Below are 21,729 nucleotides of genomic sequence, written 5' to 3'. Positions count from 1 at the left end.
ATGAGTAGTGTTCCCGAGCGGTCCGAGCGAGACGAGGAATACAAGTGGGACCTGGAGAGCATCTACGCGACCGACGAGGACTGGGAAGAGGCCTACGAGGACGTCGAGTCGCGACTTGGTGACCTCCAGTCCTACGAGGGGCAACTCACCGAGGACGGCGACACGCTTCTAGAGGCGCTCGAACTCCGCAACGAGGTCTACCGCGACGCCCACATGGTGGCGTCCTACGCCCGCATGCGGTCGGACGAGGACACCCGCGACCAGGAGTACCAGGCGCTCAGCGCTCGCGGCGCCAGCCTGATGTCCGACGTGGGGAGCGCAACGTCCTTCTTCGACCCCGAGATCCAGGACTGCACGCGCGAGGAACTCCAGTCGATGGTCGAGGAGACGCCCGGCCTCGAGGAGTACGAGCACTACTTCGACGACGTGCTCCGCATGAAACCCCACACGCGCTCGGCGGAGGTCGAGGAACTTCTCAGCGACCTCGGCGAAGTGTTCGGTGCGCCGAGTGACGCGTACAACATGCTCACGGACGCCGACCTCGAGTTCCCGACCGTCGAGGATCCGGACGGCGAACCCGTCGAGATCTCGCAGGCGAACCTCACGACGCTCCTGAAGAGCCAGGACCGGGAGTTCCGCCAGACCGTCCACGAGGAGTTCTTCGAGACCATCGAGGACGTCCGTAACACCATCGGCTCCACGATGAAAAACCAGATGAAGCGGGACGTCAAGCTCGCGGAAGCCCGGAACTACGACACCGCCCGCGAGGCCGCCCTCGACAACTCGAACATCCCGACCGAGGTGTACGACAACCTCGTCGACACCGTCGACGACAACCTCGACAAACTCCACCGGCACGCCGACCTCAAGCGGGAGGCTCTCGGCGTCGACGAACTCGAGATGTGGGACCTCTACATGCCCATCGTGGAATCTGAAAGCCCCGAGGTTCCCTACGAGGAGGCCAAGGAACACGTGATCGAGGCGGTCGCGCCGCTCGGTGAGGAGTACCAGCAGCGCGTCGAGGAGGGTCTCGAGAACCGCTGGGTCGACGTCTACGAGAACCGCGGGAAGCGCTCGGGCGCGTACTCCGGCGGCACGTACGACACCCAGCCGTTCATCCTGATGAACTACCAGGACGACATCTCCTCGATGTTCACGCTCGCCCACGAACTCGGGCACAGCCTCCACAGCGAGTTCACGAGCGAGGAACAGCCCTACGTCTACTCGCAGTACGAGATCTTCGTGGCGGAGGTCGCCTCCACGGTGAACGAGGCGCTGCTCACGAACCACCTGCTGGACACCGTCGAGGACGACGAGTTCCGCCGCCACATCCTCAACGAGTACTTAGAGCGCTTCCGCTCGACGCTGTACCGCCAGACGATGTTCGCGGACGTCGAACAGCGCCTCCACGAACTCACGGAGGAGGGCGAGGCGCTGACGCCCGACCGCATCGACGAGGTGTACGGCGAGCGCAAGGAGGCGTACTACGAGAACGCGAACGTCGACGAGCACATCCGCGGCGAGTGGATGCGCATCCCCCACTTCTACTACAACTTCTACGTGTTCCAGTACTCCACTGGTATCTCGGCGGCCGTCGCGCTCGTCCAGGGCATCCTCGAGGAGGGCCAGCCAGCGGCCGACCAGTACCTCGAGTTCCTCGAGCGCGGGTCCAGTGAGTACCCACTGGAACTGCTGCGCGACGCGGGCGTGGACATGTCGACGAGCGAGCCCATCGAGCGCGCGCTCTCCGTCTACGACGAGTACCTCGAGGAAGCCGAGAAACTCGTCTGAACGCACGAGCCGCCCCTGAAACCGCCGGAGCTCGTCTGACGCGCGACCGCCGGCCGACCTACTTCTACCCAAAGGAACTTCTACGCCCAGGCCCTAGCGGGGACAACGAATGTCTCGCAGTCCCTCACTACCCGACCGGCCGACGCTCGACATCGACCCCGAGTCGCCGCCGGATGAACACCTCGACGCGCTCCGCGATCACTACGGAGACATCCTCGCCGTCAACGAGCAACTCGAGGAGCAACTCGATCAGGTGGAGTCCCGTCGTGAGGACCTCCGAGAAGAAGTCAACCAGCTCCAGCGCGAGAACGAGACGCTGAAGACGGCATCGCTGTATCTCGCGACGGTCGAGGACCTGCCCGAGGACGGGGACGCGGTCATCAAGCAACACGGCAACAACCAGGAGGTCCTGACCGAACTGTCGCCGCGCCTCGCGGACAAACTCGAGGTCGGCGACCGGGTCGCCATCAACGACTCGTTCAGCGTCCAGCGCGTGCTCGACGACGAGACGGACGCCCGCGCACAGGCGATGGAGGTCGACGAGAGTCCGAGCGTGGAGTACGAGGACATCGGCGGCCTCGACGAGCAGCTCCGCGAGGTCCGGGAGGCCGTCGAGGACCCGCTCGTGAACCCCGAGAAGTTCGAGGCGGTGGGCATCGAACCGCCCAGCGGCGTGCTCCTCCACGGCCCGCCGGGCACCGGGAAGACGATGCTCGCGAAGGCGGTCGCGAACCAGACCGACGCGACGTTCATCAAGATGGCGGGCTCCGAGCTCGTGCGGAAGTTCATCGGGGAGGGTTCCCGCCTGGTCCGGGACCTCTTCGAACTCGCCGAGCAGAAGGACCCGGCCATCATCTTCATCGACGAGATCGACGCCGTCGCCGCCGAGCGCACGGACTCGAAGACGTCGGGTGACGCGGAGGTCCAGCGCACGATGATGCAACTGCTCTCGGAGATGGACGGCTTCGACGAGCGCGGCGAGGTGCGCATCATCGCCGCCACCAACCGCTTCGACATGCTCGACTCGGCCATCCTGCGCCCGGGCCGGTTCGACCGCCTCATCGAAGTGCCGAACCCGACGAAGGAGGCTCGCGAGCGCATCCTCGACATCCACGCCGAGGAGATGAACGTTGCGGACAGCGTCGACTTCACTGACCTCGCGCGGGCCACCGAGGACTTCTCCGGCGCGCAACTCGCCAGCCTCACCACCGAGGCGGGCATGTTCGCCATCCGCGACGGCCGCCAGGAGGTCGTGCGCGAGGACTTCGACGAGGCCTACGAGAAACTCCTCGACGAGTCCGGGGACACCGACCCCCACTACCCGAGTTACATCCAGTAGCGCCCGACCGACTGCGAGACACCTGTTTCTGCGAACTCGCTCTCACCGCCCGGTGCGGGGAGTACGACGAATCGAAGCCTCTTACCCGGCGCACGAGGTACCCCGAGTATGACCATCCGAGTCGTCTGGGGGACCGGCACGGGGCCGACCGAGATGGCGGCCTACGACGCCGCGCTCGCGGACGCGAACGTACACAACTACAACCTCGTCGCGGTTTCGTCGGTGATCCCCGCGGACGTCGACGTGGAGGCCGTCGGCACCGCGCCGGGCCTCGGACCGGCGGGGAACCGCCTGACGGTCGTGGAGGCGCACGCGAGCGGCGCGGGGCCGTGCCAGTTGAGCGCGGGACTCGGGTGGGCCGAGAGCGGAGGCGGCCCCGGTCTGTTCTACGAGGACGCCGGCGAGTCCGACGCCGCCGACGTGGAAAAGCGCGTTCGCGCCGGCCTCGACGCGGGGAAGGAACTGCGCGACTGGGCGTTCGAGCGCGACCGCCTGCAGTCGGTGACGATAGACGTCGACTCAGGCGAGTACGGCGCGGCGGTCGTCCTCGCTGCGTATGGCGAGAGCACACCCATCGTCGGCGAGTAGCGCGCTGAACCTGGAGGGCAGCACCACTGGACCGGGAGTAACCCACTCCTACCGTGGTATTGCGAACGACTACCACACTAAAAGGTTTTTACCGGCGTGGCCCCAACTACGGGAGAATGCACGGGAACTCACCGCACGTCGGCGAAGACCCAGTGGAGGCCGACATCACGGCCACACAGCGACGTGCGCTTCGAAGCAGCATCTCGGCGATCGCCGCACAAACTCGAGACTACCTGCCCGACGAGTACGTCGTCGGCTCCGACATCAGTCAGGGGATGCAGGGCGTCCAGGTCACCGTCGCCGTCCGCCCGCCCGTCGGCAATCCCGTCAGCGCCGGCTTCACGCCCGAGTTCGACGACGCCGGGGACGACGACCTCATCCCCCTGGAGGACCGCGAGGAGGTCGCCCGCGGTCTCGCCGCGAGCGCCGCTCTCCAGGTGAAACACGCACTCGGCGACGACATCCCGCCGACTGCCCGGTAGTCGTTCCGTTCTGACCGCTAGTTCTCCGGTTCGTCGACGAACAACGCGTACCCCGTGACGATGAGCGCGGCGGTCGTCCCCACCGTCGCCGACTCGACGAGTGAGACCGTCGGCACTACCACGAGGGACACCGCTGCGAGCAGGAGGAGCGGGATAGAGAGCAGGACGGCGTCCGGCCGGGAGACGCGACCGGCCAGGGCTGTTGCCACCGACTGTTCGGGATCGTTCGGGAGCACTGCTCGCCCGGAACGTCAACGGCCACTCTGAAGTGCCTTCTGTCCGCGGCTACTGTCTCGGGTGGTTCTGTCCGCGGCTCCCGTCCCAGCTAGTTCCCCCCGTCACCCGAACGCGGTGTGCGGTCACGGACGCTCTCGACGGCCGCCGGCGGGTCGACGAACAGTCCGTACGTAGTCGCGGCGACCGCGACGACGCCCCCGCCGGCGAGCGCGAACCGCCACGGGAGTGCGACGGCGCCCGCGGCGACGCTGGCGGCCAGCGACAGCGCGATGACGGCGAGGACGAGGTCGTGTCGAGTCGGCCCGACGGGCCCGGACTGCTCGCGAGCGATTCGACTGATGGTTCGGAGCTGTTCGACCTGCATGCGAAACACCCGCGGTCGGGTGTACGTCCTCCTCGATAAAAAATTTATCCGGGCAACGGGGTCGCTTGCGTGCGGTTTCCCCTGGCGACGCGATGCTCGGCGACGGCGCTACTTGCCCCAGAACGGGTCGCGGTTGCGCTGGGTCTCGAGGAACATGTGCAGCGCTTCGCGCTCGTCGGCGGGGATCTCCTCGACGAGTTCCTGCTCTAAGACCTTCGCGTGTTTCTCCGGGACGTCCACCCAGAGTTCGTCGCCCTCCTCGATGTCGCGGCCCACGGTCGGACCGTCGATGGAGACGCTCACGCGGTTGCCCGCGCGCGCCTCGTCGACGTCCTCGCCCTGGTCCTGGATGCCTTTCAGTACGCCGACGCGCTGGAACTCGTTGCCGTCGAAGTAGCCCACGGGGGTGTTGCGCTTCAACGTCCCCGAGTTCACTTCGACGCCGACCACCGCGGGGTCGTTCTGCCGGAACACGTGGTCCTGCAAAATGCGGAAGCGCGCCGGGCGCACGATGTTCTCGAAGATGGCCTCGCGCTGCTCGCGCTCGCGGCTCTCCACGAACTCCTCGTACTCCTCGACCAGGCGGTAGATGACGTCGCTGTCGAACACGCGCACGTCCTCTTCCTCGGCCTTCCGCTCGGCGTCGGCGAGCGTGTCCACGTTGAATCCCAGGATGATGCGGTGTTTCTCTTCGTCGACGGTGGTCGCCATCGCCACGTCACGGGGCGCGATGTCCCCCACTTCCGCGGCCATCACCGGAATCTCGGCCTCCTCGAGGGCGTTCGCGAGCGCCTCGAGGCTGCCGAGCGTGTCCGCCTTCACGACCACGCCCTCGTCTGCGGTCTCGACAGCGACCTCCGCGAGTTCCGCCTCCACTTCCTCGACGACGTCGTCGACGTCGCGGTCACCCACGACGCGGACGGGCGCGCCCGCCATCGCGTCGTCGAGGTCGGGCGCCGCGATCTTGACCCCTGCTGCGGCCTTCAGTTCCTCGACGTCGTCGAAGCGCTTCTCCGTCCGGATCTCCGCGAGTTCGCGTGGTTTCAGGAGCGCCCGGACCTCCGTGACGATAGTGTCGTTCGTCCCGCCGACGACGATGGTGTCGCCCTGCCGGACGGTGCCGTCGTAGAGGATGACGTCGAGGGTCGTCCCGAACCCCTGCTCGTCTTTCACCTCGAGGACGGTGCCCGCGCCCGGCCCCGCGATGTCGACTTCCATGTCCTCTTTCATGTAGCGCTGGGCGAGCCCCATCAGCACCGTGAGGAGGTCCGGGACGCCCTCGCCGGTCTCCGCGGAGACAGGGATGACGCCGATGTTCTTCCGGAAGTCCTGCACGCGCCAGTAGAGGTCCGAGGAGAACTCCGCGCCCGACAGTTCGCCGATGATCTCGTACAGCTTCTCGTCGAGCTGGGAGCGAACGCGGTCGGACTGGGCCTCGTAGGTCTGCTTGATCGGCGCGTCCTCGTTCGGGTTCCACCCCGGGATGGTGTCGACCTTGTTCGCCGCGACGACGAACGGCGTGCCGGTGTCCTTCAGGATGCGGATTGCCTCCTCGGTAAGGGGCTGGAACCCGTCGTTGACGTCCACGACGAGGATGGCGATGTCCGCGAGCGCGCCGCCCCGCGAGCGAAGCGTCGAAAAGGAGTGGTGGCCGGGTGTGTCGATGAACAACAAACCAGGCAAATCGAACTCCTCGGGGTCGACGAGGCTCCCCGCGACCCGCGAGACGACGTCGAGCGGGACGGCTGTCGCGCCGATGTGCTGCGTGATGGCGCCGGCCTCCCCCTCGATGACGGTGGAGCCCCGAATCTTGTCCAGTAGGCTGGTCTTCCCGTGGTCGACGTGACCGAGGACCGCCACGATGGGCGTCCGGAGGTCCCCGGTGGTCTCTGTGGTGTCTGCGTCGGACATAGTAGAATCCTCCGAGAGAACGGTTGTTACGTGAACACAGCGGGTCGGACGGTTTAATTCCATCGTCATTCGCGTACGATTGTGATTGGACTAGTCGATGCGTCTAGTTGCGTTCCGACTGACGCCTAGGCTGTTCTGGCTTCCGTAGACAGAATCACTTTTCTAACACCCAGAAAGCCCCGACTCGCTGCAGTCGCGCGACTCGATGCGCTCCTCGGCCTCCGGCCTGCGGTGCTTTCGTCGTCGTGCTTCCCGCAGCGAGTCGCCCCTTTCAGTCCTGAGAGACTCGCTTCGCTCGTCTCTCAACTTCGCGGGCGCAAGCGCCCGCTCAGTCCCACCCTGCCGGCTGGTCAACCGGCACGAGGTGGGAATGAAAGGGGCGGCCGTCTCGACGAACCCGGACGACGCAAGCACGCGAGCGAAGCGAGCGCGCACAGCGAGGCCCGGGAGTTGAGCCAGTCGGGGCTTTCTGGGTGTTCTCGAAGTGACTCTCACCTACAGCGACCTAATCAGACACTGATCCTCAAAACCGTCACACAGCCGTCGGACGCGGGGTTTATGTGAGGCCCGCGATAGAGAACGAGTATGTCCGACATCCTCGCCGAGAACCTCTCCGGGAAGGCCGTGATGGGGTCAGATGGCACGGAACTCGGGATGCTGTACAACATCACGATGGATCTGAAAAGCGGGAAACTCGAGGACCTGCTCGTGGAACCCCACGAGGATTCGACGGTGACCGTGGATTTCCCGGCGGACGACGAGGGGCACTACCGCGTGCCGGTGGGCCGCGTGCAGGCGGTGAAGGATTACATCGTCGTGCAGCGATAGTGCGCGTTCTCGACTCGTCGGCGTTCATCCACGACTACGACCCCGACGGGCCGGTCGCGAGCGTGCCCGCCGTCCGCGACGAGTTGAAGGACTCCGCTGGCTACCGCTTCGACGCGATGGCGGGCAGCGGCATGACCGTGCAGTCGCCCGGAGACGACGCGTTGCGGGCGGTCCGGAGCGCCGCGCTCGCCACGGGCGACCGCGACGCGCTCTCCGAGACCGACGTGTCGGTGCTGGCAGTCGCCCACGAACTCGACGCGACACTCGTTACGGACGACTACGCGATGCAGAACGTCGCCGGCGAACTCGGGGTCGGCGTCGAAGCCATCGCCCAGGAAGGAATCACGGAGCGCCGGGACTGGCACTTCCAGTGCCAGGGGTGTGGCCGCGAGTTCGACGACGACCGCGACCGGTGTCCGGTCTGCGGGAGCGGCCTCGAGCGGAAGAATCCGCGTTAGTGTACGCTCTCGAGGCCCTGCTCGATGAGTTGTCGGAGGACCTCCTGCTTCGGGATGTCGTACTCTTGTGCGAGTTCGTCCACCTCCGCGGCCAGCGAGTCCTCGCAGACGACGGATAACTTCCGCGGCATGACTGCTTGATTCAGGATGGGTGTACGTAATGATTAGTCAGACGAGTGTCTGACGAACTGTCGGGTGGGTGACGTGAGCGGCCGGGTTCGGCGTGCGGGGGCGCGACTCAGCGCGAACGAGCCGGGTTCGGCCTACGAGAACGCGAGGTAGGCGAGCGCGAACTGCACGCCGTCGTAGGCGCCGTGGACGACTACCGGCGCGAACAGGTCGTCCGTGCGCTCGTAGACGACGCCGAGCACGAGTGAGACGACGAACAGGCGCGCGAGCGTCACCAGCACCGCGCCCGGCGTCGCGCCGCCGGCGTACGCGAGCAGGTGGACGCCGGTGAACACGAGACAGCCGACCACCACCGCGCCGTACCGGGAGAACGCGCCGTAGAGGTACTTCTGGACGCCGTTCCGGGCGAGCAGTTCTTCTGCCGGCGCGATGGCGAGAAACGAGAGCACGACGAGCGGCGGGAGAATCCCGGGGTGGGTTCGCGCCGTCTCGACGAGACCGTGGGTGGTCTTCGGGAGCGAGAACGCCTGCACGACGCCCACCATCGCGACGTGTAACGCGAAGATGGCGACCACGCCGACGGCCGCGACGACGACGTCCCGCCGGTCGGGAACGCTCGCGTCGACGCCGCCGTCGAACGAGCGAACGAATGCGAACCCGGCGAGCGCGTAGCCGACACTCGACACCGCTGTCTGTACGGGGATGGCGACCACCGGGTCGTCGGGAACGACTCCGAGAACGACGCTCGCGAGCAGCGACCCGAACACGAGCGCCACGGCGGACACCGCAACCGCGGTGACGCTTCGCTGCTCGCGACCCAGGAGCGCCTCGCGGCCCTGTCCGTTCGCGGCGGCGACGGCGACGCCGATACCGACGATGCCCGCGAGGAGCGCGACAGGTGGTCCGTACGGGAGCGCGCCGCGGAGACCGACAATCGCCGCGGACGCGGTGAGCGCGAGGCCGGCGGCGCCGACGCCGGCGACGTAGTCGAGCCACGCCGGGCCGACGCCGTACCGGCCCAGTGCGAACGCGACCAGCGCGAGCGCCGCCCACCCGCTGGTGAGCCAGGTGACCGGCGCGCTCACCGGCGTCCATTCGAGTAGCGTGGCGGCGAGGCCGACGCCGGCGACGACGAAGCCGACGGTCTGCGGGTATCGGTCGCCGTCGACAGTCTGGGCGCGTCGGTTAGTAGCGGTCTGCGCGTCCTGCCCGTCCATACCGCGTCTCCGAACGCCCGCCGCTTATGGGTGCCGTTCCGCAGTGGGAACGGAGCCGGGGTCCCCTGCTCCACGACCAGTTCGTGAGCTAGACCTTACTCCACGACCAGTTCGTGAGCTAGACCTTACTCCACGACCAGTTCGGTCTTCTCGTCGAGTGCCTCCTCGCCGCGCAGCAGGCCGCGAGCCGCTTCTTTCCCCCACTCGACTGCCGGCTGGGTGAACGTCTCAACGTCGTAGAGTTCACCCGCGAGCACGCAGGCGGCCTCCATGTCGTACAGCAGGCGGCCGAGCGAGCGCTCGTCGACAGCGTCGAGTTGGACGCGGACGTTCGGGACGCCTGACGCCGCGAGACTCGCCTCCGTTGCCGCGAACTCCGCGTCGAGCAGTTCCCCGAGGCTGCCGCCCGCGAGATAGTCGATGCCCGCCAGGTCGGTCTCCGGAATCGCGCGGTCCTCGCGCTCGTCGACGCCGACGAGCGTGACCATCTTGTCCCGCGGGCCGGCCCGGTAGAGCTGGAGCTGGCTGTGCTGGTCGGTCGCGCCGAGCGCCCGCGCGGGCGTCTGCCCGAGGCCGTCCTTCCCGAGACTCTCGGCCCACAGCTGGGCGAACCACTCCGCGAACGTCTCCAGGGACTCGGCGTACGGCATCATCGCGTTCACGCCCGCGCCGCGCACGTCGAGGGCGTACGCGGTCGCGCCGTAGGCGTACGCGGGGCAGTCGTAGAGGGAACTGGACAGCGATTCCATCCCCTCGCGTGCGCCCGCGAGAATTTCGTCGACGTCGTGGCCGGCGAGCGCCGCGGCGGGGAGGCCGACCGTCGACAGCGCGGAGAACCGCCCGGGGACGCCCTCGGGCACGTCGAGCGCCGGGAGGTCGTGTTCTGCGGCCAACTCGCGGAGGTTCCCCTCCGGCCCGGTAGTGACGAACGTGCGCTCGGTCCAGTCCACGCCCGCGTCGTCCATCGCCTCGCGCACCACCAGGAAGTTCGCGATGGTTTCCGCGGTCGTCCCCGAGCGCGACACCACGTTCACCGCGACGTTTTCGAGGTCGACGGACTCGAGCAGTCGCGTGACGTGCTCGGGGTCGACGTTGTCCAGGAAGTACGCGTCCAGCTCCGAGTCGAGCGCGTCCACGAGTGTCGCCGCGCCGAGCGCGCTCCCGCCGATGCCGACGTTCAACAGGACGTCGCTGTCCGCGAACGGCTCGACCGCCTCGCGGACCGCGTCTGCGTCGGCGGTCTCCGGCAGATTCAGCGCCGCGTAGCCGAACTCCTCCGTGTCCATCCCGCGAGCGATCCGGTCGTGGGCGTCCGCGACGCGGTCGTCGAGGCGTTCCAGGGCGTCCTCGGGGACGCCGGGGGTCGCCGCCTCGGCGAGCGCGTTCCCCAGGTCTACGTACATACTCCTATGCCGCACGCCCCGTGGCTTAAGTCGCCGTGCTTCTGGCGCGTTCGAGTGCGGGACTCGCTCGCGCTCGCGCCCGAAGTCGCCGTGCTTTTGCTCGGCCGGCGCCGACTCCCCGATAATGGGCCGCTTCGACAGCTACTCCGGACTGCTCTCGGCGTACCCCTACGCGTTCGGCCGGTCGGACTCCCGGCTGTTCAAGAGCTACGCGCTCGTCAGCGGTCTGCTCGCCGGCCTGTTCGCGTTCATGATGGTCGCTGCGGTGCTCGTCCTCCTCGGGAACACCGAAGGCGCCCGCGGCGGCACGCTCACGCTCTCCCGGACGTTCTACGTCGTCGTCGGCCTGTTCGTCTTCGTTCCGCTGGTCGCGCCCGTCCTGCTGGTCGCGCGCCGCCACCGCCGGGACACCCCCGTCGACTCGCGCTACGACCCCGCGCTCGCCGCCGCGGGCTACCTCTTCGTGCTCTCGGTCTACGCCGGCCTCGTCGCGTCGATGCCCGAGACGTTCACGACGAACGGCGAGACGGTCGCGCGGCCAGAACCCGCGGGCCTGCTTGCCCCCGTCGTCGAGGCGCTGTACTCGATTCCGCCGGTCGCGTCGCCGCTACTCGTGCTCGCGGGTGGGATTCTCGTGTATCTCGCCCACCGTCGTTTCAGGTAGTGTTCGGACGGTGGGTGCTCGTCTTTGGAGGTTTCGAGAGCGGCTGTTTCGGCAGTTGTAGTGACTGGAATTTGTTCTACGAACACCCAGAAAGCCCCGGCGTGCTCGCGGTCGCTCGCTGTTCGGAAGACGCGGAGCGTCTTCCGCAACCCATCAGAAACGCTACGCGTTTCTGAGGATGGCATATCCGCTCGGTCGCTGCGCTCCCTCGCGGATAGTGGCCACCGAGCCGACCACGTAAACGCGAGCACGCCGCCCCTTTCAGTCCTGAGAGACTCGCTTTGCTCGTCTCTCAACCTTCGCGGGCGCAAGCGCCCGCTCAGTCCCGCCCGTTACCGGCTGGGCAACCGGCAGGAGGTGGGAATGAAAGGGGCCGCGTCGCCGGAAGCGAAGCTTCCGGCTGCTCGCGAGAGCTTCGCTCTCGCCCAGTTCTCGGGGAAGGCCGACGACGCAAGCACGCGACCAACGGGAGCGCGCACAGCGAGTCGCCCGACCCGAGAACGCGGGGGCTTTCTGGGTGGTGTTCACGTCGGTTCGCCTTCTCTACACGGTACACTCACCTAGCGTCGAAACAGGGAAACAGCGAGACCCCCAATCCGCTCGTAATGACCGACGAGAAGACGAGTACGTTCTTCGTCACGCACGCAGAGGAGGAGTCCGCGATGCTCTCGGACGTGCAGGATTCCCAGGTGCACACGCTCTCGGAGAACCCCGGTGTGGACGCGGGCGACGTGCTGGAGGCGACGGTCGCTCCGGACCCGCCGATGGGCGTGACGTACAGCGTCGTGGACGTCGAGGAGCGGAAGACGATTCCCGTGGAGGAAAGCGAGGAGCCCCCCACAACTCAGACCGAGGACATGGCCGCCGACCTCGCGGAGGGGGACATCGAGACGACCGAGCGCGCGGGCGAGGGCGAGGTGCACGTGATCGCGGTCCCCCAGGACGGTGTCGAGGACGCGGTCGCGGACGTTCGCGAGGACGAGCAGACCGTCTCGCGGGCGGCGCGCCTCGGTGTGAATCGCGTGGAGATCCGCTCGGGCGAGGACTTCCTGAGCGTTCGCTACCTGCCGTAGCAACGAGTCGGCCCGTCGCTCGCTCTCCGGCGGTCAGTCCGTACGCGAGAACTCGAACGGCCCGGGCGGGAGGCGCAGACTCTCGAGACGCGGCAGGTGTTTGACGTTGTAGACCACCTGCAATTCGTCGGTGAGCGGTTCGCCGTTACAGGACAGGCGGATGTTCTCCTCTATGAGTTCTTCCGGGAGGATGTGGTCGGCTGGTTGGGAGAGTTCGCCCTCGCGGAGCAAGACCGCGCAGTTCGCGCACGCGCCGCCGCGACAGGAGAACGGCCACGCGAAGCCGTGGCGTTCGGCGGCCTCGAGGAGGGACTCCCCGGGTTCGACCTCGAACGCGCCGTGGTCCTCGGGCGCGAGATCGGCGTCCGCGGCCTTCTCGAAGAGGTCCTCGTCGTCGAGCGCCCAGCCGTGGTCGTCGAGCACCGCGTGGTTGACGAACTCGACGCGGGACGTGGTCGCCGCGTCGCGGTCGGCGTCGGGGCCGCTCGCCGGGGTGTCGGAGCGGTCCGCATTCTCGCGGTTTTCGGTCGAATCTTGTGCGCCACCGCTGGTCGAGTCCCGTGAACCACCGCCGGCCGACTCGGCCCGCCGGGCGGCCGGCTTGTCGTCGTCAGCGGCGGGTTCGGAGTCCACGTCGCCGGCCCGGATGCGCTCGTAGGCCTCCTTGACGGCCTGGAACTCGCGAGCGGACCCGCCCTGGTCGGGGTGGGTTTCCTTCACTCGTCGCCGGTACGCTCGGACGATGGTCGCTTCGTCGGCGTCCGGTTCGACGCCGAGCACCTCGAACGGGGACGACACGTCCTCGGGTAGGGCCATCGAGCGGATAAGCTTCTCCCCCGGCGAGCCCACGTTCCGCGTCCGGTGGCGTGTCGCCCGCTCCGTCGCTACGTGCTCGTCGGCGGGCCGTCCTCGCTCTGGACCTTCCAGCCGGTGTCGACGCCGCAGGCCTCCCGTTCGACGTACTCGATCTCCGTGTCCTCGTCGAGTTCGGGGTCGCCGCCGACGGCCTCCACGCGCAGCGGGACGTCGGGGCTGTCGCCACAGCAGCCGACGTCGAGGAACACCTCCCAGACGTCGCCCTCGCGGGCCGGCCCCTGGGTCTTCTTGAGGTACGCCCGCATGTGGTTCGTGTCGAGCTGGTCGCGGTCCCACCGGCTCAGGTCCGCCGGGTACGACAGCGTCACGCTGGTCGCGGCCATGGCCGTGCGTACGGCTGGCACACTGATAGCTTCGTTGCCAGCGCAGACACAGTCCCGCCTGCCGCGGGCGGCCCGGCGTTCACTGCCCGGATTCGAACTCCAGCCACGCCGTCAGCGCTGAGACGTCCCTGCGGAGGTGGCGCGCGCCGAACACCGCCACGACCACCGCGCCGACGGCGTCGAACACCAGGTCGAGGAGGGAGTCCGTGACGCCGTACTGCACGAGCACGGGGTCCAGGTCGAGCGCGTGGGCGGCCCCCCGGGTCGCGAACTCGAGGACCTCCCAGAGCACGCCGAACGCGATGGTCGACAGCAGGATGAACACGACGAGAAACGGCTGCGGCAGGTCGAGATTCGGGCGGTGTTCGTCGAGCGCGGCCACCGTCGCGTAGCTGACGCCCGCGACGAGCGCCGCGGAGGTGGCGTGCGTGAGGTTGTCCCACCACCACACCGAGTGGTACGGCCCCGCCATTCCGAGCGTGTGCAAGAAGACGGCGAGCGCGACCCACAGCGACACGCCCGGCGAGAGGTGGAGGCGGTAGTCCCGCCGCAGGAGCGCGGGGAGGAACGTCACCGCAAGGCCGAGTACGGCGTTCACGACGACGCTCACGTTTCGCGTCACGACGCCGGCGACGAGCACGGCGCCCACGCCGGCCTGGAGGAGGCGGGCGACGGTCCGGGCGCTCGGAGTGCGCATACTGTCGGTTTGCGCTCGAGACGGTAAACACCGCCGCCCATTCTGTCCTCAGCTACCGCTTCGGATGCCGTCTCCGGCCGCCGCCGCTGCTATTCTCGGCTACCACTGATTCTGTCCCCGACTGTACGACAGGCTGAAATGGTCGGGTGGCCTATCACCCCTATCCATGATGGCGACCACACACGCGTTGATGGGACTTGCCCTCTCCGCGGTCGTCACGCTCGTCGCCCCCGAGTACACGCCGGTCGCGGCCGCCTCGGGGCTCGCCGGTGGCGCGTTCCCCGACCTCGACCTGTACACGGGCCACCGGCGCACGCTGCACTTCCCCGTCTACTTCACCATCGCCGCGGTCGCCGCGGCCGGCGTCGCCGTGCTCGCGCCCGGAGCGTGGACCGTCGGCGCCGCCGTCTTCCTCACCGCCGCAGGACTCCACTCCGCGAGCGACGCACTCGGCGGCGGTCTCGAACTGAAGCCGTGGCGTGCGACGAGCGAACAGGCCGTCTACAGCCACTTCCACGGGCGCTGGATCCGCCCGCGCCGCTGGGTCCGCTACGACGGTGCGCCCGAGGACCTCGCGCTCGCCACCGCCGTCGGCGTCCCCGCGTCGCTCGCGTACGGCCCACGAATCCAGGGAATCGTCGCCGGCGCACTCGTGGTCTCAGCAGGCTACGTGCTCGTTCGGAAACGCCTCCCCACGCTCGCAGCGTGGCTGCTCGGCACGCTCCCCGACGACGTACGGCGCCGCATCCCCGAGCGGTTCGTTCCGTAACGCACGCCCGTCGCACAGACAGTCCGTCGGGCCAGCCTCGGCCGTATAAGAAGCCTTATCCTGTGGCGCTCCCGAAGCGAACCCATGCCCAGTTTCGAGGTCCCCAACGTCGACCTCAGCCAGTACACCATGCGGGAGATGATGGCTCCCCCGATGGCCGTACTGGTCCTCGCGCTCGCCGTGCTCGGCGCGTGGGTCGCGTTCACGGGGTCGCCGGTTGCGCTCGGTATCCAGTTCACCGGCGGAACCGAACTCGTCGTCGAGACGTCCGCGTCACAGGCCGAGATCGCCGAAACCTTCTCCCAGTACGACCCCTCGGTCCGACCCATCGGCACCGCCGACCAGTATCTCGTGACGTTCCAGTCCACCAACCAGGACGCGATCCGCCAGCAGGCCGTCCAGGCCGGCTACTCGATCGAACAACTCCAGTCGTCGTCAGCGACGTTCGGCCAGTCCACGCAGCGCCTCGCGCTGATCGGCGTGCTCGCCGCGTTCGTCGGTATGAGCATCGTCGTCTTCCTGCTGTTCCGGACCGCCGTGCCGAGTCTCGGCGTCGTCATCTCCGCGTTCAGCGACATCGTCGTACCTGTCGCGCTGATGGATCTCCTCGGCATCAAACTCTCACTCGGCACCGTCGCCGCGCTCCTGATGCTCATCGGTTACAGCGTCGACTCCGACATCCTCCTCACGAACCACGTGCTCCGGCGCTCCGGTGGCTTCTGGGAGAGCGTCCACCGGGCGATGCGGACCGGCGTGACGATGACCGTCACCTCCATCGTCGTGATGGGGGTGATGGCCACCGTCGCGTACATCTTCGGCATCCAGTTGCTCTCTGACATCGGCCTCGTGCTGGTGTTCGGCCTCGCGACCGACCTGATGAACACCTACATGTTCAACGTGAACCTGCTCCGCTGGTACAAGTTCGAGGGGGTGAGCCGATGAGCCGATTCCGAGAGAACTGGCGCGTCGGCCTGCTCGTCCTCCTCCTCATCGGCAGCGGCGTCGCGCTGTTCGCGCCGGGACTCGGTGACGCCAGCGCCACCCAGGCCGGCACCGCGAGCAAGCCCACGAACCTCGACTACGGACTCGAGCTCTCCGGCGGCGTGCGCCTGCGAGCGACCGCCACCGGCGTTACCGCCGAGGGCGTCGACGTCACCCAGCAGAACGAACAGACCATCGAGCAGAACCTCTCACAGGCGCTCGGCCTCGACGCCGAGGCCGTCCAGGCGCGCGTCCAGCAGGACGCCGTCGAGGTGTACGCGAACAACTCCACCGCAGCCGTCGAGAACGCGCTCACGGACCTCGGCTACTCCCCGAGCACCGTCCGCCGTGGCGTCACCGAGACGACCCGGCAGACGATCATCTCGACAATCCAGAGCAAGATCGACGCCACCGGCTTCTCCGGCGCGAACGTCTACCAGACCACGACCCAGACCGGCGCCCGAACGCACTACATCGTCGTAGAGGTGCCCGGACAGAACGCCTCGCAGGTGAAATCCCTCATCACGGGACGCGGCGAGGTCGAGCTGTGGGCGTACTACCCGAAGAACGGCACCCAGACGAACGCGACTGTGCTCCAGAGCGAGGACCTACAGGAGGTCAGCCCGCCCCAGACCAACCAGCGAGGCCGACCCATCGTTCCGGTCGTGCTCACGTCTGACGCCGCCCAGGAGTTCGCGAACGACCTCCAGCAGTACGGGTTCACGTCCGGTCAGGGCGTCTCGAACTGCCAGTTCCAGACGACGGGCAACGAACCCGACTACTGCCTGCTCACCGTGCTCGACGACGAAGTGGTGTACTCCGCGAGCATGGGGCCGGGGCTCGCCAACAGCATCGAGAGCGGTGACTTCGTGAAGCGGCCGAGCTTCTACATCACCGCGAACTCCATGAGCGAGGCGCGCCAGCTCCAGGTCAACCTGCGCGCCGGGTCGCTCCCGGCGAGCCTGGAGTTCCAGAACTCCTACTACGTCGCGCCGAGCTTCGCGGACCGCTACAAGCCTCTCTCCCTGGTCACCGGCATCGTCGCCGCCCTCGCCATGGCGGGCGTCGTCTTCCTCCGGTACGGCAAACCCGAGGTCGCCATCCCGATGGTGTTCACGGCGCTCTCGGAGGTCGTCATCTTGCTCGGATTTGCAGCCATCTCCGGACTCGCTCTCGACCTCTCGCACATCGCCGGATTCATCGCCGTCATCGGGACGGGGGTCGACGACCTCGTCATCATCGCCGACGAAGTGATGACCGAGCAGGTGAACTCCGCGCGCGTCTTCCAGAGTCGCTTCCGGAAGGCGCTGTGGGTCATCGGCGCGGCCGCCGCGACCACCATCATCGCGATGGGGCCACTCGCCGTGCTCAGTCTCGGCGACCTCCGCGGATTCGCCATCATCACCATCCTCGGCGTGCTCATCGGCGTGCTCATCACCCGGCCCGCCTACGGTGACATCCTCCGCCGCCTGCTGACGGACAACCGCTAGAAACGGACGCGTCTGTTCCTGGTTTTCCGTACGAACATCCTGCTCTCTCCGCAGTGAATTACTCGACACCAGTCCGCGCCGCCTACGAAGCCCCCTCCCGCTCGCGCCGACTGTGCGTTCACGAGACGCCGAAGGCGTCTCGTGCAGCCCATCAGAAACGCGGAGCGTTTCTGAGGACGACATATCCGCTCGCGGTGCTCGCGGATAGGGGTCGCGCACCGCGCCGCCCACGGCCCCTTCGAATCCCGCCCATACCGGCTGCGTAGATGGGTGACACTCACTGATTGTCCCGTATCCGATACACAGATTCATCTCCCGGGCCTGCGTTCCTTCGGTCGTGCGAGCCACCGTCTGCGGCCACGACTTCGACGTCGATCTCGACTACGTGGACGCCAGCGAGGAGCGGGTCCGCGAGCAGTTATGCGAGTACGAGGACGGCGAGCGCGACGCCTTCGACCTCGAGGTCCGCTACCCCGATGGGTTCCTCGGAGACGTGATGGCCGCGATGAGTGAGATTCCGGCGGGCGAGACGCGAACGTACGGCGACCTCGCGGCGAGCATCGATACCGCCGCCGTCGCCGTCGGGAACGCCTGCGGAAAGAACCCTGTGTCCGTCGTCGTCCCCTGTCACCGCGTCGTCGCCGCGGACGGACTGGGTGGCTACTCCGCAGCGGGCGGCCTCGACGCGAAGCGCGCGCTCCTCGAACGCGAAGACGCTCGGCTGTAATGGTGCCTAGAAGTCGGTGAGTTTCGCTTCCTGTGCGCCCTTCGCGTCCAGACCGAACTCCGCGAGTTCCACGAACTCCAGGCCGTTGTCGCGGAGCGCGCGCTGCACGCGCTCGGACGCCGACGGCGCGACGAGCATCCCTCTGACTGAATCGTTCGTCTGGTCGTAGAGATCGACGTACCGCTGCAACTGGTCGAAGTGGTTCAGCGTCGCCTGGATGCGCTTGACCTCCACGACCACCGGGACGCCGTCGTCGTCCACCGCGTAGAAGTCCACGAACCCGTACTTCGTCTCGCGCTCGTGCTCCACGATGCGCAGGTCGTCCTCTAGAACGCCGGGGTTCGCCTCGATGTACTCGTGCATCTCGGCCTCCGTCCCCGACTCCTCGTAGGTCGCGCCGTCCTCCGCGTCGAAGCGCGTACAGCCGTGGACCTCCTCGATGCGCGCCTCCACGCGCTCGCTCGGGTTCGTCCGCCGCGCCAGCAACACGGCGTCGCCCTCGCTCTCCCGCGCGGACACCGTCCCGCCCCCGGGCATCCAGTTCACGGGCTTGTGGCCCGTCGGCTGATGCACGAGGAAGGTGCCGTCCGGTTTCGCCACGAGCAGGCGGTCACCCGACGCGAGATAGCCACTCGTCCGCCCCTCGTACTCCACCTCGCAGTGTGCCTCCACCGTCAGCACCGCGCCGTCCCGGAACGCCGCCTTCGCCGTCTCGACGAACTCCTCGGGGTTCGGCGCGTCGAGTCGATCCACGACCATTGGTTACTGGATGCACGTCGTCTGGCCGGCAAAAGGATGCGGATTCACGCCCGTGTGGACATCGGGTCGTTCTCCAGTTGTTCTAGTGCGGGTTTCTACTCGGGTGTCGGTCTGGAACTGAGCGCTACGAATCGACCGTCAGTTTTGGGACCTATCGGCTCGAAGAATCGGCGATGCTCATCAATCTACGCGGTCGAGTGTGAGACGAGTATCTCGTCGTCGCTGGAGACGACGATGGCGACGACGGACGGGCCCCGCTCTGGAACAGTTCGCCAGGCGTACTCCTTGGTCTCCCCGCCCTCCAGCGATGCTGTCAGCGATTTCTCCCCGCGTTTCGTGAACGGCTGGTTGTACGGATGGGTCTCGTCAGGATTCAGTGATACGGTCTCGTCGATAACGACTTCGTCGGACGCTGTGTCTCGGACCGTGAGTGAGACGGTCGCTGTCTGGTTCGATAAATTACTGATCACCAGCTTCGGTGGTGGTCTCTCACCCTCGATGAGACCACATCCTGCCAAAGCAAGCGTGCTGACGCTGGATATCGCCGTGAGCACGCTCCGGCGTGAGATACGATCTAGAACCATCGATCCAAATAGTCAGATTACGTATAAATGTCTTGTGTGGGGACTCGCTCAGAACTCGCTCAGACCGGACTGCTCGGCGGCAGCGAGTACGTCCGTGCACGTCTGCCAGGACTCGCGAGCGCAGTCCGGGAGGCCCCCGTGCTCGCGGACGTACCCCCGGAGGAAGTCGCGGGTTGTGGGGTCGCTCGGGTAGCCGGAGCCGACATCGCCGTGGTCGGCCGCGAGGTCCGCGACGTGCGCGTCCCGAGCGACCTTCGCCACGATGCTCGCGGCGGCGACGAGCGCGTACTCGTCGTCTGCGCCGTGCTCGGCGGTCACATCCACGTTCGAATCGACGCCGTCCGCGACGCGGCGGCCGAACCGCGCTTCGTCCACGTCCCCGGCGTCGACGTAGCCCGTGAGGTCGTCGCACTCGATTTGCGAGAGCGCCGTCGCCTGCGCCTCGACGGTGAGTGTGTTCATGTCCGTCTCCGGGTCGTCGATGCGTGCGACCGGAATTTCGGCGACACCGACCTCACAGACGTCCCGGATCCGGGCGTCGAGGTCCTCGCGGCGCCCGGAAGTCAGGCGCTTCGAGTCCGCGACGCCGTCCGGGAGGTCGGCGGGGTCCGCGACCACCGCCGCCGCGAACATCGAGCCGAGCACCGGCCCCTTCCCGGCCTCGTCGACGCCGAAACGCATTATCTAAAGAACGCCTCGTCCTCGAATTCCTCGTCCTCGCCCTCCACGGTCACGACGTCGAGGGCAGTGACGTTCGCGCCGACGCCGAGCAGCCCCGCGAGACTCGGTTCCGTGCGCCCCTCGTCGCTGGAGACGAGTTCCTTGATGTAGAGGCCGCCCTCGCCCTCGATCTCGACGGTGGCGTGCGCGTCGTCCTCGCGTTCGGTCGCAACGCCGTCTTCGCCGCCCGCCGCGATGTCGTACACCTGCCGTGTGCGCACCAGTTCGGCGCGCCGGTGGCTCACGCGCTGGGGCGTCTCCTGCTCGATGGTCGCGCCGTCGAGTTCCGCGATTGCGGCCTGCAGGTCGTCGTCGCTCACGGGCGCTTCGAACTCCACCTGCGCGCGGTAGCGCTTCCGGGCGTCGAGTTCCTTCACGCGCTCGACCATCTCGTGGGTCGCGAGGCGCAGTCCCTCCACCTCGACTTTCCCCTCGGCGTACTCGTTGATGGCGTCCTGCAGCGACTCGACGTCCGGATTACGCTCCTCGGGGCGCTCGACCTCGATGACGAACGGGCGTCCAGTCCCGAGCATCAGCGCGTCGATGTCCTCGCGGCCCGCGCCGTGGAACGTCGCGCTCTCCCCGCCCATCGCCTCGACCACCGGCGGCGCGCTCAACTGCTCGACGCTCTCCGGGTAGAGAAATCCCGTGCCGTCGCAGTGCGGGCACGGCGAATCGATGATGGTGCCGGTGCCGTTGCACTCCCTGCACGGCCACTTCGTCTGGGGAATCCCGCGCTCGAGTTTGCGGTAGCGCCCGTAGACGAACGTCGAGTTCGTCGTCACCTCGACGGTCTCCGCCTCCACGTTCAGCACTGCGAGCACGTCCGGGCGCTCGAAGTCCACCTCCGCGCCCGTCGTCTGCCCCACGCGCTTGCCCACCTCGCGGTTGCACTCGGACTTGAACTGCTCGCCAGCATCGGGGTCGAGTCCGGCGAGGTCCCGGAGCATCGCCTCGTTCTCCTCGACGAGTGGTGGTGCTCGCGTCCCTACTTGGTACGTGTCGAAGTGCTCGTCGCCCAGCGCGTCCACGACCAGGTCCGCGAACTCCTCGAAGCGCCCCGACGCTCCCTCGCACACCCAGCAGTCCGCGGTGTCCACGCCCTCGAACGGTTCGTCGTCCTCCAGTGCGACCGCGACCCGCAGGGAGCGCCCGCGCTCCGCGTTCGACAGCCCGAAGCTCCGCTCCGCGAAACAGCGCCCGAGACAGGCGTCACACACCGGATTCTCCGCCAGCACCCGGCGCGCGTCCTCGATGATGGTCATACGTACGTCCTCGGAGCGTGCCGGCACGTATCCTTCGGTCTGCAGGTGCACCAG

25 protein-coding genes are annotated in these 21,729 nt (G+C 67.5%); 12 read left to right on the top strand and 13 right to left on the bottom strand.

Annotated features, from left to right (window positions below; genetic code table 11):
* From pepF to LT970_RS10685, 4 genes are all read left to right on the top strand, one after another.
* Entirely contained in the window at positions 1 to 1,791 is a 1,791-nt protein-coding gene (pepF, locus tag LT970_RS10700; RefSeq protein ID WP_232686461.1) for an oligoendopeptidase F, read from the top strand.
* 109 nt (positions 1,792 to 1,900) lie between these two features.
* Positions 1,901 to 3,130, top strand: coding sequence for a proteasome-activating nucleotidase Pan2 (pan2, locus tag LT970_RS10695; protein ID WP_232686460.1), 1,230 nt, complete (start codon positions 1,901 to 1,903; stop codon positions 3,128 to 3,130).
* A gap of 108 nt (positions 3,131 to 3,238) precedes the next feature.
* Complete coding sequence (locus tag LT970_RS10690) at positions 3,239 to 3,718, top strand: pyruvoyl-dependent arginine decarboxylase (RefSeq protein WP_232686459.1); 480 nt, start codon at positions 3,239 to 3,241, stop codon at positions 3,716 to 3,718.
* 116 nt (positions 3,719 to 3,834) lie between these two features.
* Positions 3,835 to 4,200 (top strand): DUF5811 family protein, encoded by a 366-nt coding sequence (locus LT970_RS10685; RefSeq protein WP_232686458.1) that lies wholly within the window; start codon positions 3,835 to 3,837, stop codon positions 4,198 to 4,200.
* A 17-nt stretch (positions 4,201 to 4,217) separates the two neighbouring features.
* Here LT970_RS10685 and LT970_RS10680 read toward each other — a convergent pair whose 3' ends face one another.
* From LT970_RS10680 to infB, 3 genes are all read right to left on the bottom strand, one after another.
* A complete protein-coding gene (locus tag LT970_RS10680; protein WP_232686457.1) occupies positions 4,218 to 4,436 on the bottom strand; it encodes a DUF8015 family protein in 219 nt (72 codons plus the stop codon).
* 89 nt (positions 4,437 to 4,525) lie between these two features.
* A complete protein-coding gene (locus LT970_RS10675; protein ID WP_232686456.1) occupies positions 4,526 to 4,801 on the bottom strand; it encodes a DUF8015 family protein in 276 nt (91 codons plus the stop codon).
* A gap of 108 nt (positions 4,802 to 4,909) precedes the next feature.
* Positions 4,910 to 6,712 (bottom strand): translation initiation factor IF-2, encoded by a 1,803-nt coding sequence (gene infB / locus LT970_RS10670; protein ID WP_232686455.1) that lies wholly within the window; start codon positions 6,710 to 6,712, stop codon positions 4,910 to 4,912.
* Between the two features lie 585 nt (positions 6,713 to 7,297).
* On the opposite strand from infB, the gene LT970_RS10665 reads away from it, so the two are divergent.
* Both LT970_RS10665 and LT970_RS10660 read left to right on the top strand, forming a co-directional pair.
* Entirely contained in the window at positions 7,298 to 7,540 is a 243-nt protein-coding gene (locus LT970_RS10665) for a PRC-barrel domain-containing protein (protein WP_232686454.1), read from the top strand.
* Entirely contained in the window at positions 7,540 to 7,998 is a 459-nt protein-coding gene (locus tag LT970_RS10660; protein ID WP_232686453.1) for an NOB1 family endonuclease, read from the top strand. Before LT970_RS10665 ends, LT970_RS10660 begins: the two co-directional genes overlap by 1 nt.
* Here LT970_RS10660 and LT970_RS10655 read toward each other — a convergent pair.
* The 3 genes from LT970_RS10655 to LT970_RS10645 all read right to left on the bottom strand — a co-directional run bounded on the left by LT970_RS10655 (position 7,995) and on the right by LT970_RS10645 (position 10,747).
* Positions 7,995 to 8,129 (bottom strand): ribbon-helix-helix protein, CopG family, encoded by a 135-nt coding sequence (locus LT970_RS10655; RefSeq protein ID WP_232686452.1) that lies wholly within the window; start codon positions 8,127 to 8,129, stop codon positions 7,995 to 7,997. The genes LT970_RS10660 and LT970_RS10655 overlap by 4 nt on opposite strands.
* Before the next feature lie 132 nt (positions 8,130 to 8,261).
* Positions 8,262 to 9,344 carry a CPBP family intramembrane glutamic endopeptidase gene (locus tag LT970_RS10650; RefSeq protein ID WP_232686451.1) on the bottom strand — a complete coding sequence of 361 codons (1,083 nt, stop codon included), beginning with the start codon at positions 9,342 to 9,344 and terminating at the stop codon, positions 8,262 to 8,264.
* 125 nt (positions 9,345 to 9,469) lie between these two features.
* Positions 9,470 to 10,747, bottom strand: coding sequence for a glucose-6-phosphate isomerase (locus LT970_RS10645; protein ID WP_232686450.1), 1,278 nt, complete (start codon positions 10,745 to 10,747; stop codon positions 9,470 to 9,472).
* A 124-nt stretch (positions 10,748 to 10,871) separates the two neighbouring features.
* On the opposite strand from LT970_RS10645, the gene LT970_RS10640 reads away from it, so the two are divergent.
* The gene (locus LT970_RS10640; protein ID WP_232686449.1) at positions 10,872 to 11,411 is read left to right on the top strand and encodes a DUF8056 family protein; all 540 of its coding nucleotides are present in this window, start codon (positions 10,872 to 10,874) and stop codon (positions 11,409 to 11,411) included.
* Between the two features lie 605 nt (positions 11,412 to 12,016).
* On the top strand, positions 12,017 to 12,484 hold the full coding sequence (locus LT970_RS10635; protein WP_232686448.1) for a DUF5812 family protein: 468 nt from the start codon (positions 12,017 to 12,019) through the stop codon (positions 12,482 to 12,484).
* 33 nt (positions 12,485 to 12,517) lie between these two features.
* Here the strand turns inward: LT970_RS10635 and fer are convergent, their stop codons facing one another.
* From fer to LT970_RS10620, 3 genes are all read right to left on the bottom strand, one after another.
* On the bottom strand, positions 12,518 to 13,282 hold the full coding sequence (gene fer, locus LT970_RS10630; protein ID WP_232686447.1) for a ferredoxin Fer: 765 nt from the start codon (positions 13,280 to 13,282) through the stop codon (positions 12,518 to 12,520).
* 86 nt (positions 13,283 to 13,368) lie between these two features.
* Complete coding sequence (locus LT970_RS10625) at positions 13,369 to 13,683, bottom strand: DUF7968 family protein (RefSeq protein ID WP_232686446.1); 315 nt, start codon at positions 13,681 to 13,683, stop codon at positions 13,369 to 13,371.
* Between the two features lie 79 nt (positions 13,684 to 13,762).
* Positions 13,763 to 14,380 (bottom strand): DUF2238 domain-containing protein, encoded by a 618-nt coding sequence (locus tag LT970_RS10620; RefSeq protein WP_232686445.1) that lies wholly within the window; start codon positions 14,378 to 14,380, stop codon positions 13,763 to 13,765.
* Between the two features lie 166 nt (positions 14,381 to 14,546).
* On the opposite strand from LT970_RS10620, the gene LT970_RS10615 reads away from it, so the two are divergent.
* The 4 genes from LT970_RS10615 to LT970_RS10600 all read left to right on the top strand — a co-directional run bounded on the left by LT970_RS10615 (position 14,547) and on the right by LT970_RS10600 (position 18,347).
* Positions 14,547 to 15,149 (top strand): metal-dependent hydrolase, encoded by a 603-nt coding sequence (locus LT970_RS10615; RefSeq protein WP_232686444.1) that lies wholly within the window; start codon positions 14,547 to 14,549, stop codon positions 15,147 to 15,149.
* Positions 15,150 to 15,233: 84 nt separating this feature from the next.
* Positions 15,234 to 16,091 carry a protein translocase subunit SecF gene (gene secF, locus LT970_RS10610; protein ID WP_232686443.1) on the top strand — a complete coding sequence of 286 codons (858 nt, stop codon included), beginning with the start codon at positions 15,234 to 15,236 and terminating at the stop codon, positions 16,089 to 16,091.
* Positions 16,088 to 17,620: a preprotein translocase subunit SecD gene (locus LT970_RS10605; protein ID WP_232686442.1), complete on the top strand. Its 1,533-nt coding sequence runs from the start codon at positions 16,088 to 16,090 to the stop codon at positions 17,618 to 17,620. Before secF ends, LT970_RS10605 begins: the two co-directional genes overlap by 4 nt.
* Before the next feature lie 337 nt (positions 17,621 to 17,957).
* Complete coding sequence (locus LT970_RS10600) at positions 17,958 to 18,347, top strand: methylated-DNA--[protein]-cysteine S-methyltransferase (protein WP_232686441.1); 390 nt, start codon at positions 17,958 to 17,960, stop codon at positions 18,345 to 18,347.
* A 6-nt stretch (positions 18,348 to 18,353) separates the two neighbouring features.
* On the opposite strand, the gene nucS is transcribed toward LT970_RS10600, so the two are convergent.
* From nucS to LT970_RS10580, 4 genes are all read right to left on the bottom strand, one after another.
* Entirely contained in the window at positions 18,354 to 19,106 is a 753-nt protein-coding gene (nucS, locus tag LT970_RS10595; RefSeq protein WP_232686440.1) for an endonuclease NucS, read from the bottom strand.
* A gap of 185 nt (positions 19,107 to 19,291) precedes the next feature.
* A complete protein-coding gene (locus LT970_RS10590) occupies positions 19,292 to 19,690 on the bottom strand; it encodes an Ig-like domain-containing protein (RefSeq protein ID WP_232686439.1) in 399 nt (132 codons plus the stop codon).
* 48 nt (positions 19,691 to 19,738) lie between these two features.
* The gene (gene rnhB / locus LT970_RS10585; RefSeq protein WP_232688700.1) at positions 19,739 to 20,374 is read right to left on the bottom strand and encodes a ribonuclease HII; all 636 of its coding nucleotides are present in this window, start codon (positions 20,372 to 20,374) and stop codon (positions 19,739 to 19,741) included.
* A complete protein-coding gene (locus LT970_RS10580; RefSeq protein ID WP_232686438.1) occupies positions 20,371 to 21,675 on the bottom strand; it encodes a tRNA pseudouridine(54/55) synthase Pus10 in 1,305 nt (434 codons plus the stop codon). The genes rnhB and LT970_RS10580 overlap by 4 nt, the downstream gene beginning before the upstream one ends.
* Positions 21,676 to 21,729: the final 54 nt, after the last annotated feature.

It is taken from the genome of Halobacterium zhouii (genome assembly GCF_021249405.1).
Classification (GTDB): domain Archaea; phylum Halobacteriota; class Halobacteria; order Halobacteriales; family Halobacteriaceae; genus Halobacterium; species Halobacterium zhouii.
Note: the sequence above shows the minus strand (reverse complement) of the source record. Positions and strands in the feature narration are given on the sequence as shown.

What these genes read in the sequence shown, in the direction of transcription:
- LT970_RS10620 (WP_232686445.1), bottom strand. Translation starts at nt 14,380, where the DNA reads ATGCGCACTCCGAGCGCCCGGACCGTCGCCCGCCTCCTCCAGGCCGGC.
- LT970_RS10640 (WP_232686449.1), top strand. Translation starts at nt 10,872, where the DNA reads ATGGGCCGCTTCGACAGCTACTCCGGACTGCTCTCGGCGTACCCCTAC.
- nucS (WP_232686440.1), bottom strand. Translation starts at nt 19,106, where the DNA reads ATGGTCGTGGATCGACTCGACGCGCCGAACCCCGAGGAGTTCGTCGAG.
- LT970_RS10625 (WP_232686446.1), bottom strand. Translation starts at nt 13,683, where the DNA reads ATGGCCGCGACCAGCGTGACGCTGTCGTACCCGGCGGACCTGAGCCGG.
- LT970_RS10645 (WP_232686450.1), bottom strand. Translation starts at nt 10,747, where the DNA reads ATGTACGTAGACCTGGGGAACGCGCTCGCCGAGGCGGCGACCCCCGGC.
- secF (WP_232686443.1), top strand. Translation starts at nt 15,234, where the DNA reads ATGCCCAGTTTCGAGGTCCCCAACGTCGACCTCAGCCAGTACACCATG.
- LT970_RS10605 (WP_232686442.1), top strand. Translation starts at nt 16,088, where the DNA reads ATGAGCCGATTCCGAGAGAACTGGCGCGTCGGCCTGCTCGTCCTCCTC.
- pepF (WP_232686461.1), top strand. Translation starts at nt 1, where the DNA reads ATGAGTAGTGTTCCCGAGCGGTCCGAGCGAGACGAGGAATACAAGTGG.
- infB (WP_232686455.1), bottom strand. Translation starts at nt 6,712, where the DNA reads ATGTCCGACGCAGACACCACAGAGACCACCGGGGACCTCCGGACGCCC.
- LT970_RS10675 (WP_232686456.1), bottom strand. Translation starts at nt 4,801, where the DNA reads ATGCAGGTCGAACAGCTCCGAACCATCAGTCGAATCGCTCGCGAGCAG.
- LT970_RS10690 (WP_232686459.1), top strand. Translation starts at nt 3,239, where the DNA reads ATGACCATCCGAGTCGTCTGGGGGACCGGCACGGGGCCGACCGAGATG.
- LT970_RS10635 (WP_232686448.1), top strand. Translation starts at nt 12,017, where the DNA reads ATGACCGACGAGAAGACGAGTACGTTCTTCGTCACGCACGCAGAGGAG.
- LT970_RS10590 (WP_232686439.1), bottom strand. Translation starts at nt 19,690, where the DNA reads ATGGTTCTAGATCGTATCTCACGCCGGAGCGTGCTCACGGCGATATCC.
- pan2 (WP_232686460.1), top strand. Translation starts at nt 1,901, where the DNA reads ATGTCTCGCAGTCCCTCACTACCCGACCGGCCGACGCTCGACATCGAC.
- LT970_RS10665 (WP_232686454.1), top strand. Translation starts at nt 7,298, where the DNA reads ATGTCCGACATCCTCGCCGAGAACCTCTCCGGGAAGGCCGTGATGGGG.
- LT970_RS10580 (WP_232686438.1), bottom strand. Translation starts at nt 21,675, where the DNA reads ATGACCATCATCGAGGACGCGCGCCGGGTGCTGGCGGAGAATCCGGTG.
- LT970_RS10655 (WP_232686452.1), bottom strand. Translation starts at nt 8,129, where the DNA reads ATGCCGCGGAAGTTATCCGTCGTCTGCGAGGACTCGCTGGCCGCGGAG.
- LT970_RS10650 (WP_232686451.1), bottom strand. Translation starts at nt 9,344, where the DNA reads ATGGACGGGCAGGACGCGCAGACCGCTACTAACCGACGCGCCCAGACT.
- LT970_RS10685 (WP_232686458.1), top strand. Translation starts at nt 3,835, where the DNA reads ATGCACGGGAACTCACCGCACGTCGGCGAAGACCCAGTGGAGGCCGAC.
- LT970_RS10615 (WP_232686444.1), top strand. Translation starts at nt 14,547, where the DNA reads ATGATGGCGACCACACACGCGTTGATGGGACTTGCCCTCTCCGCGGTC.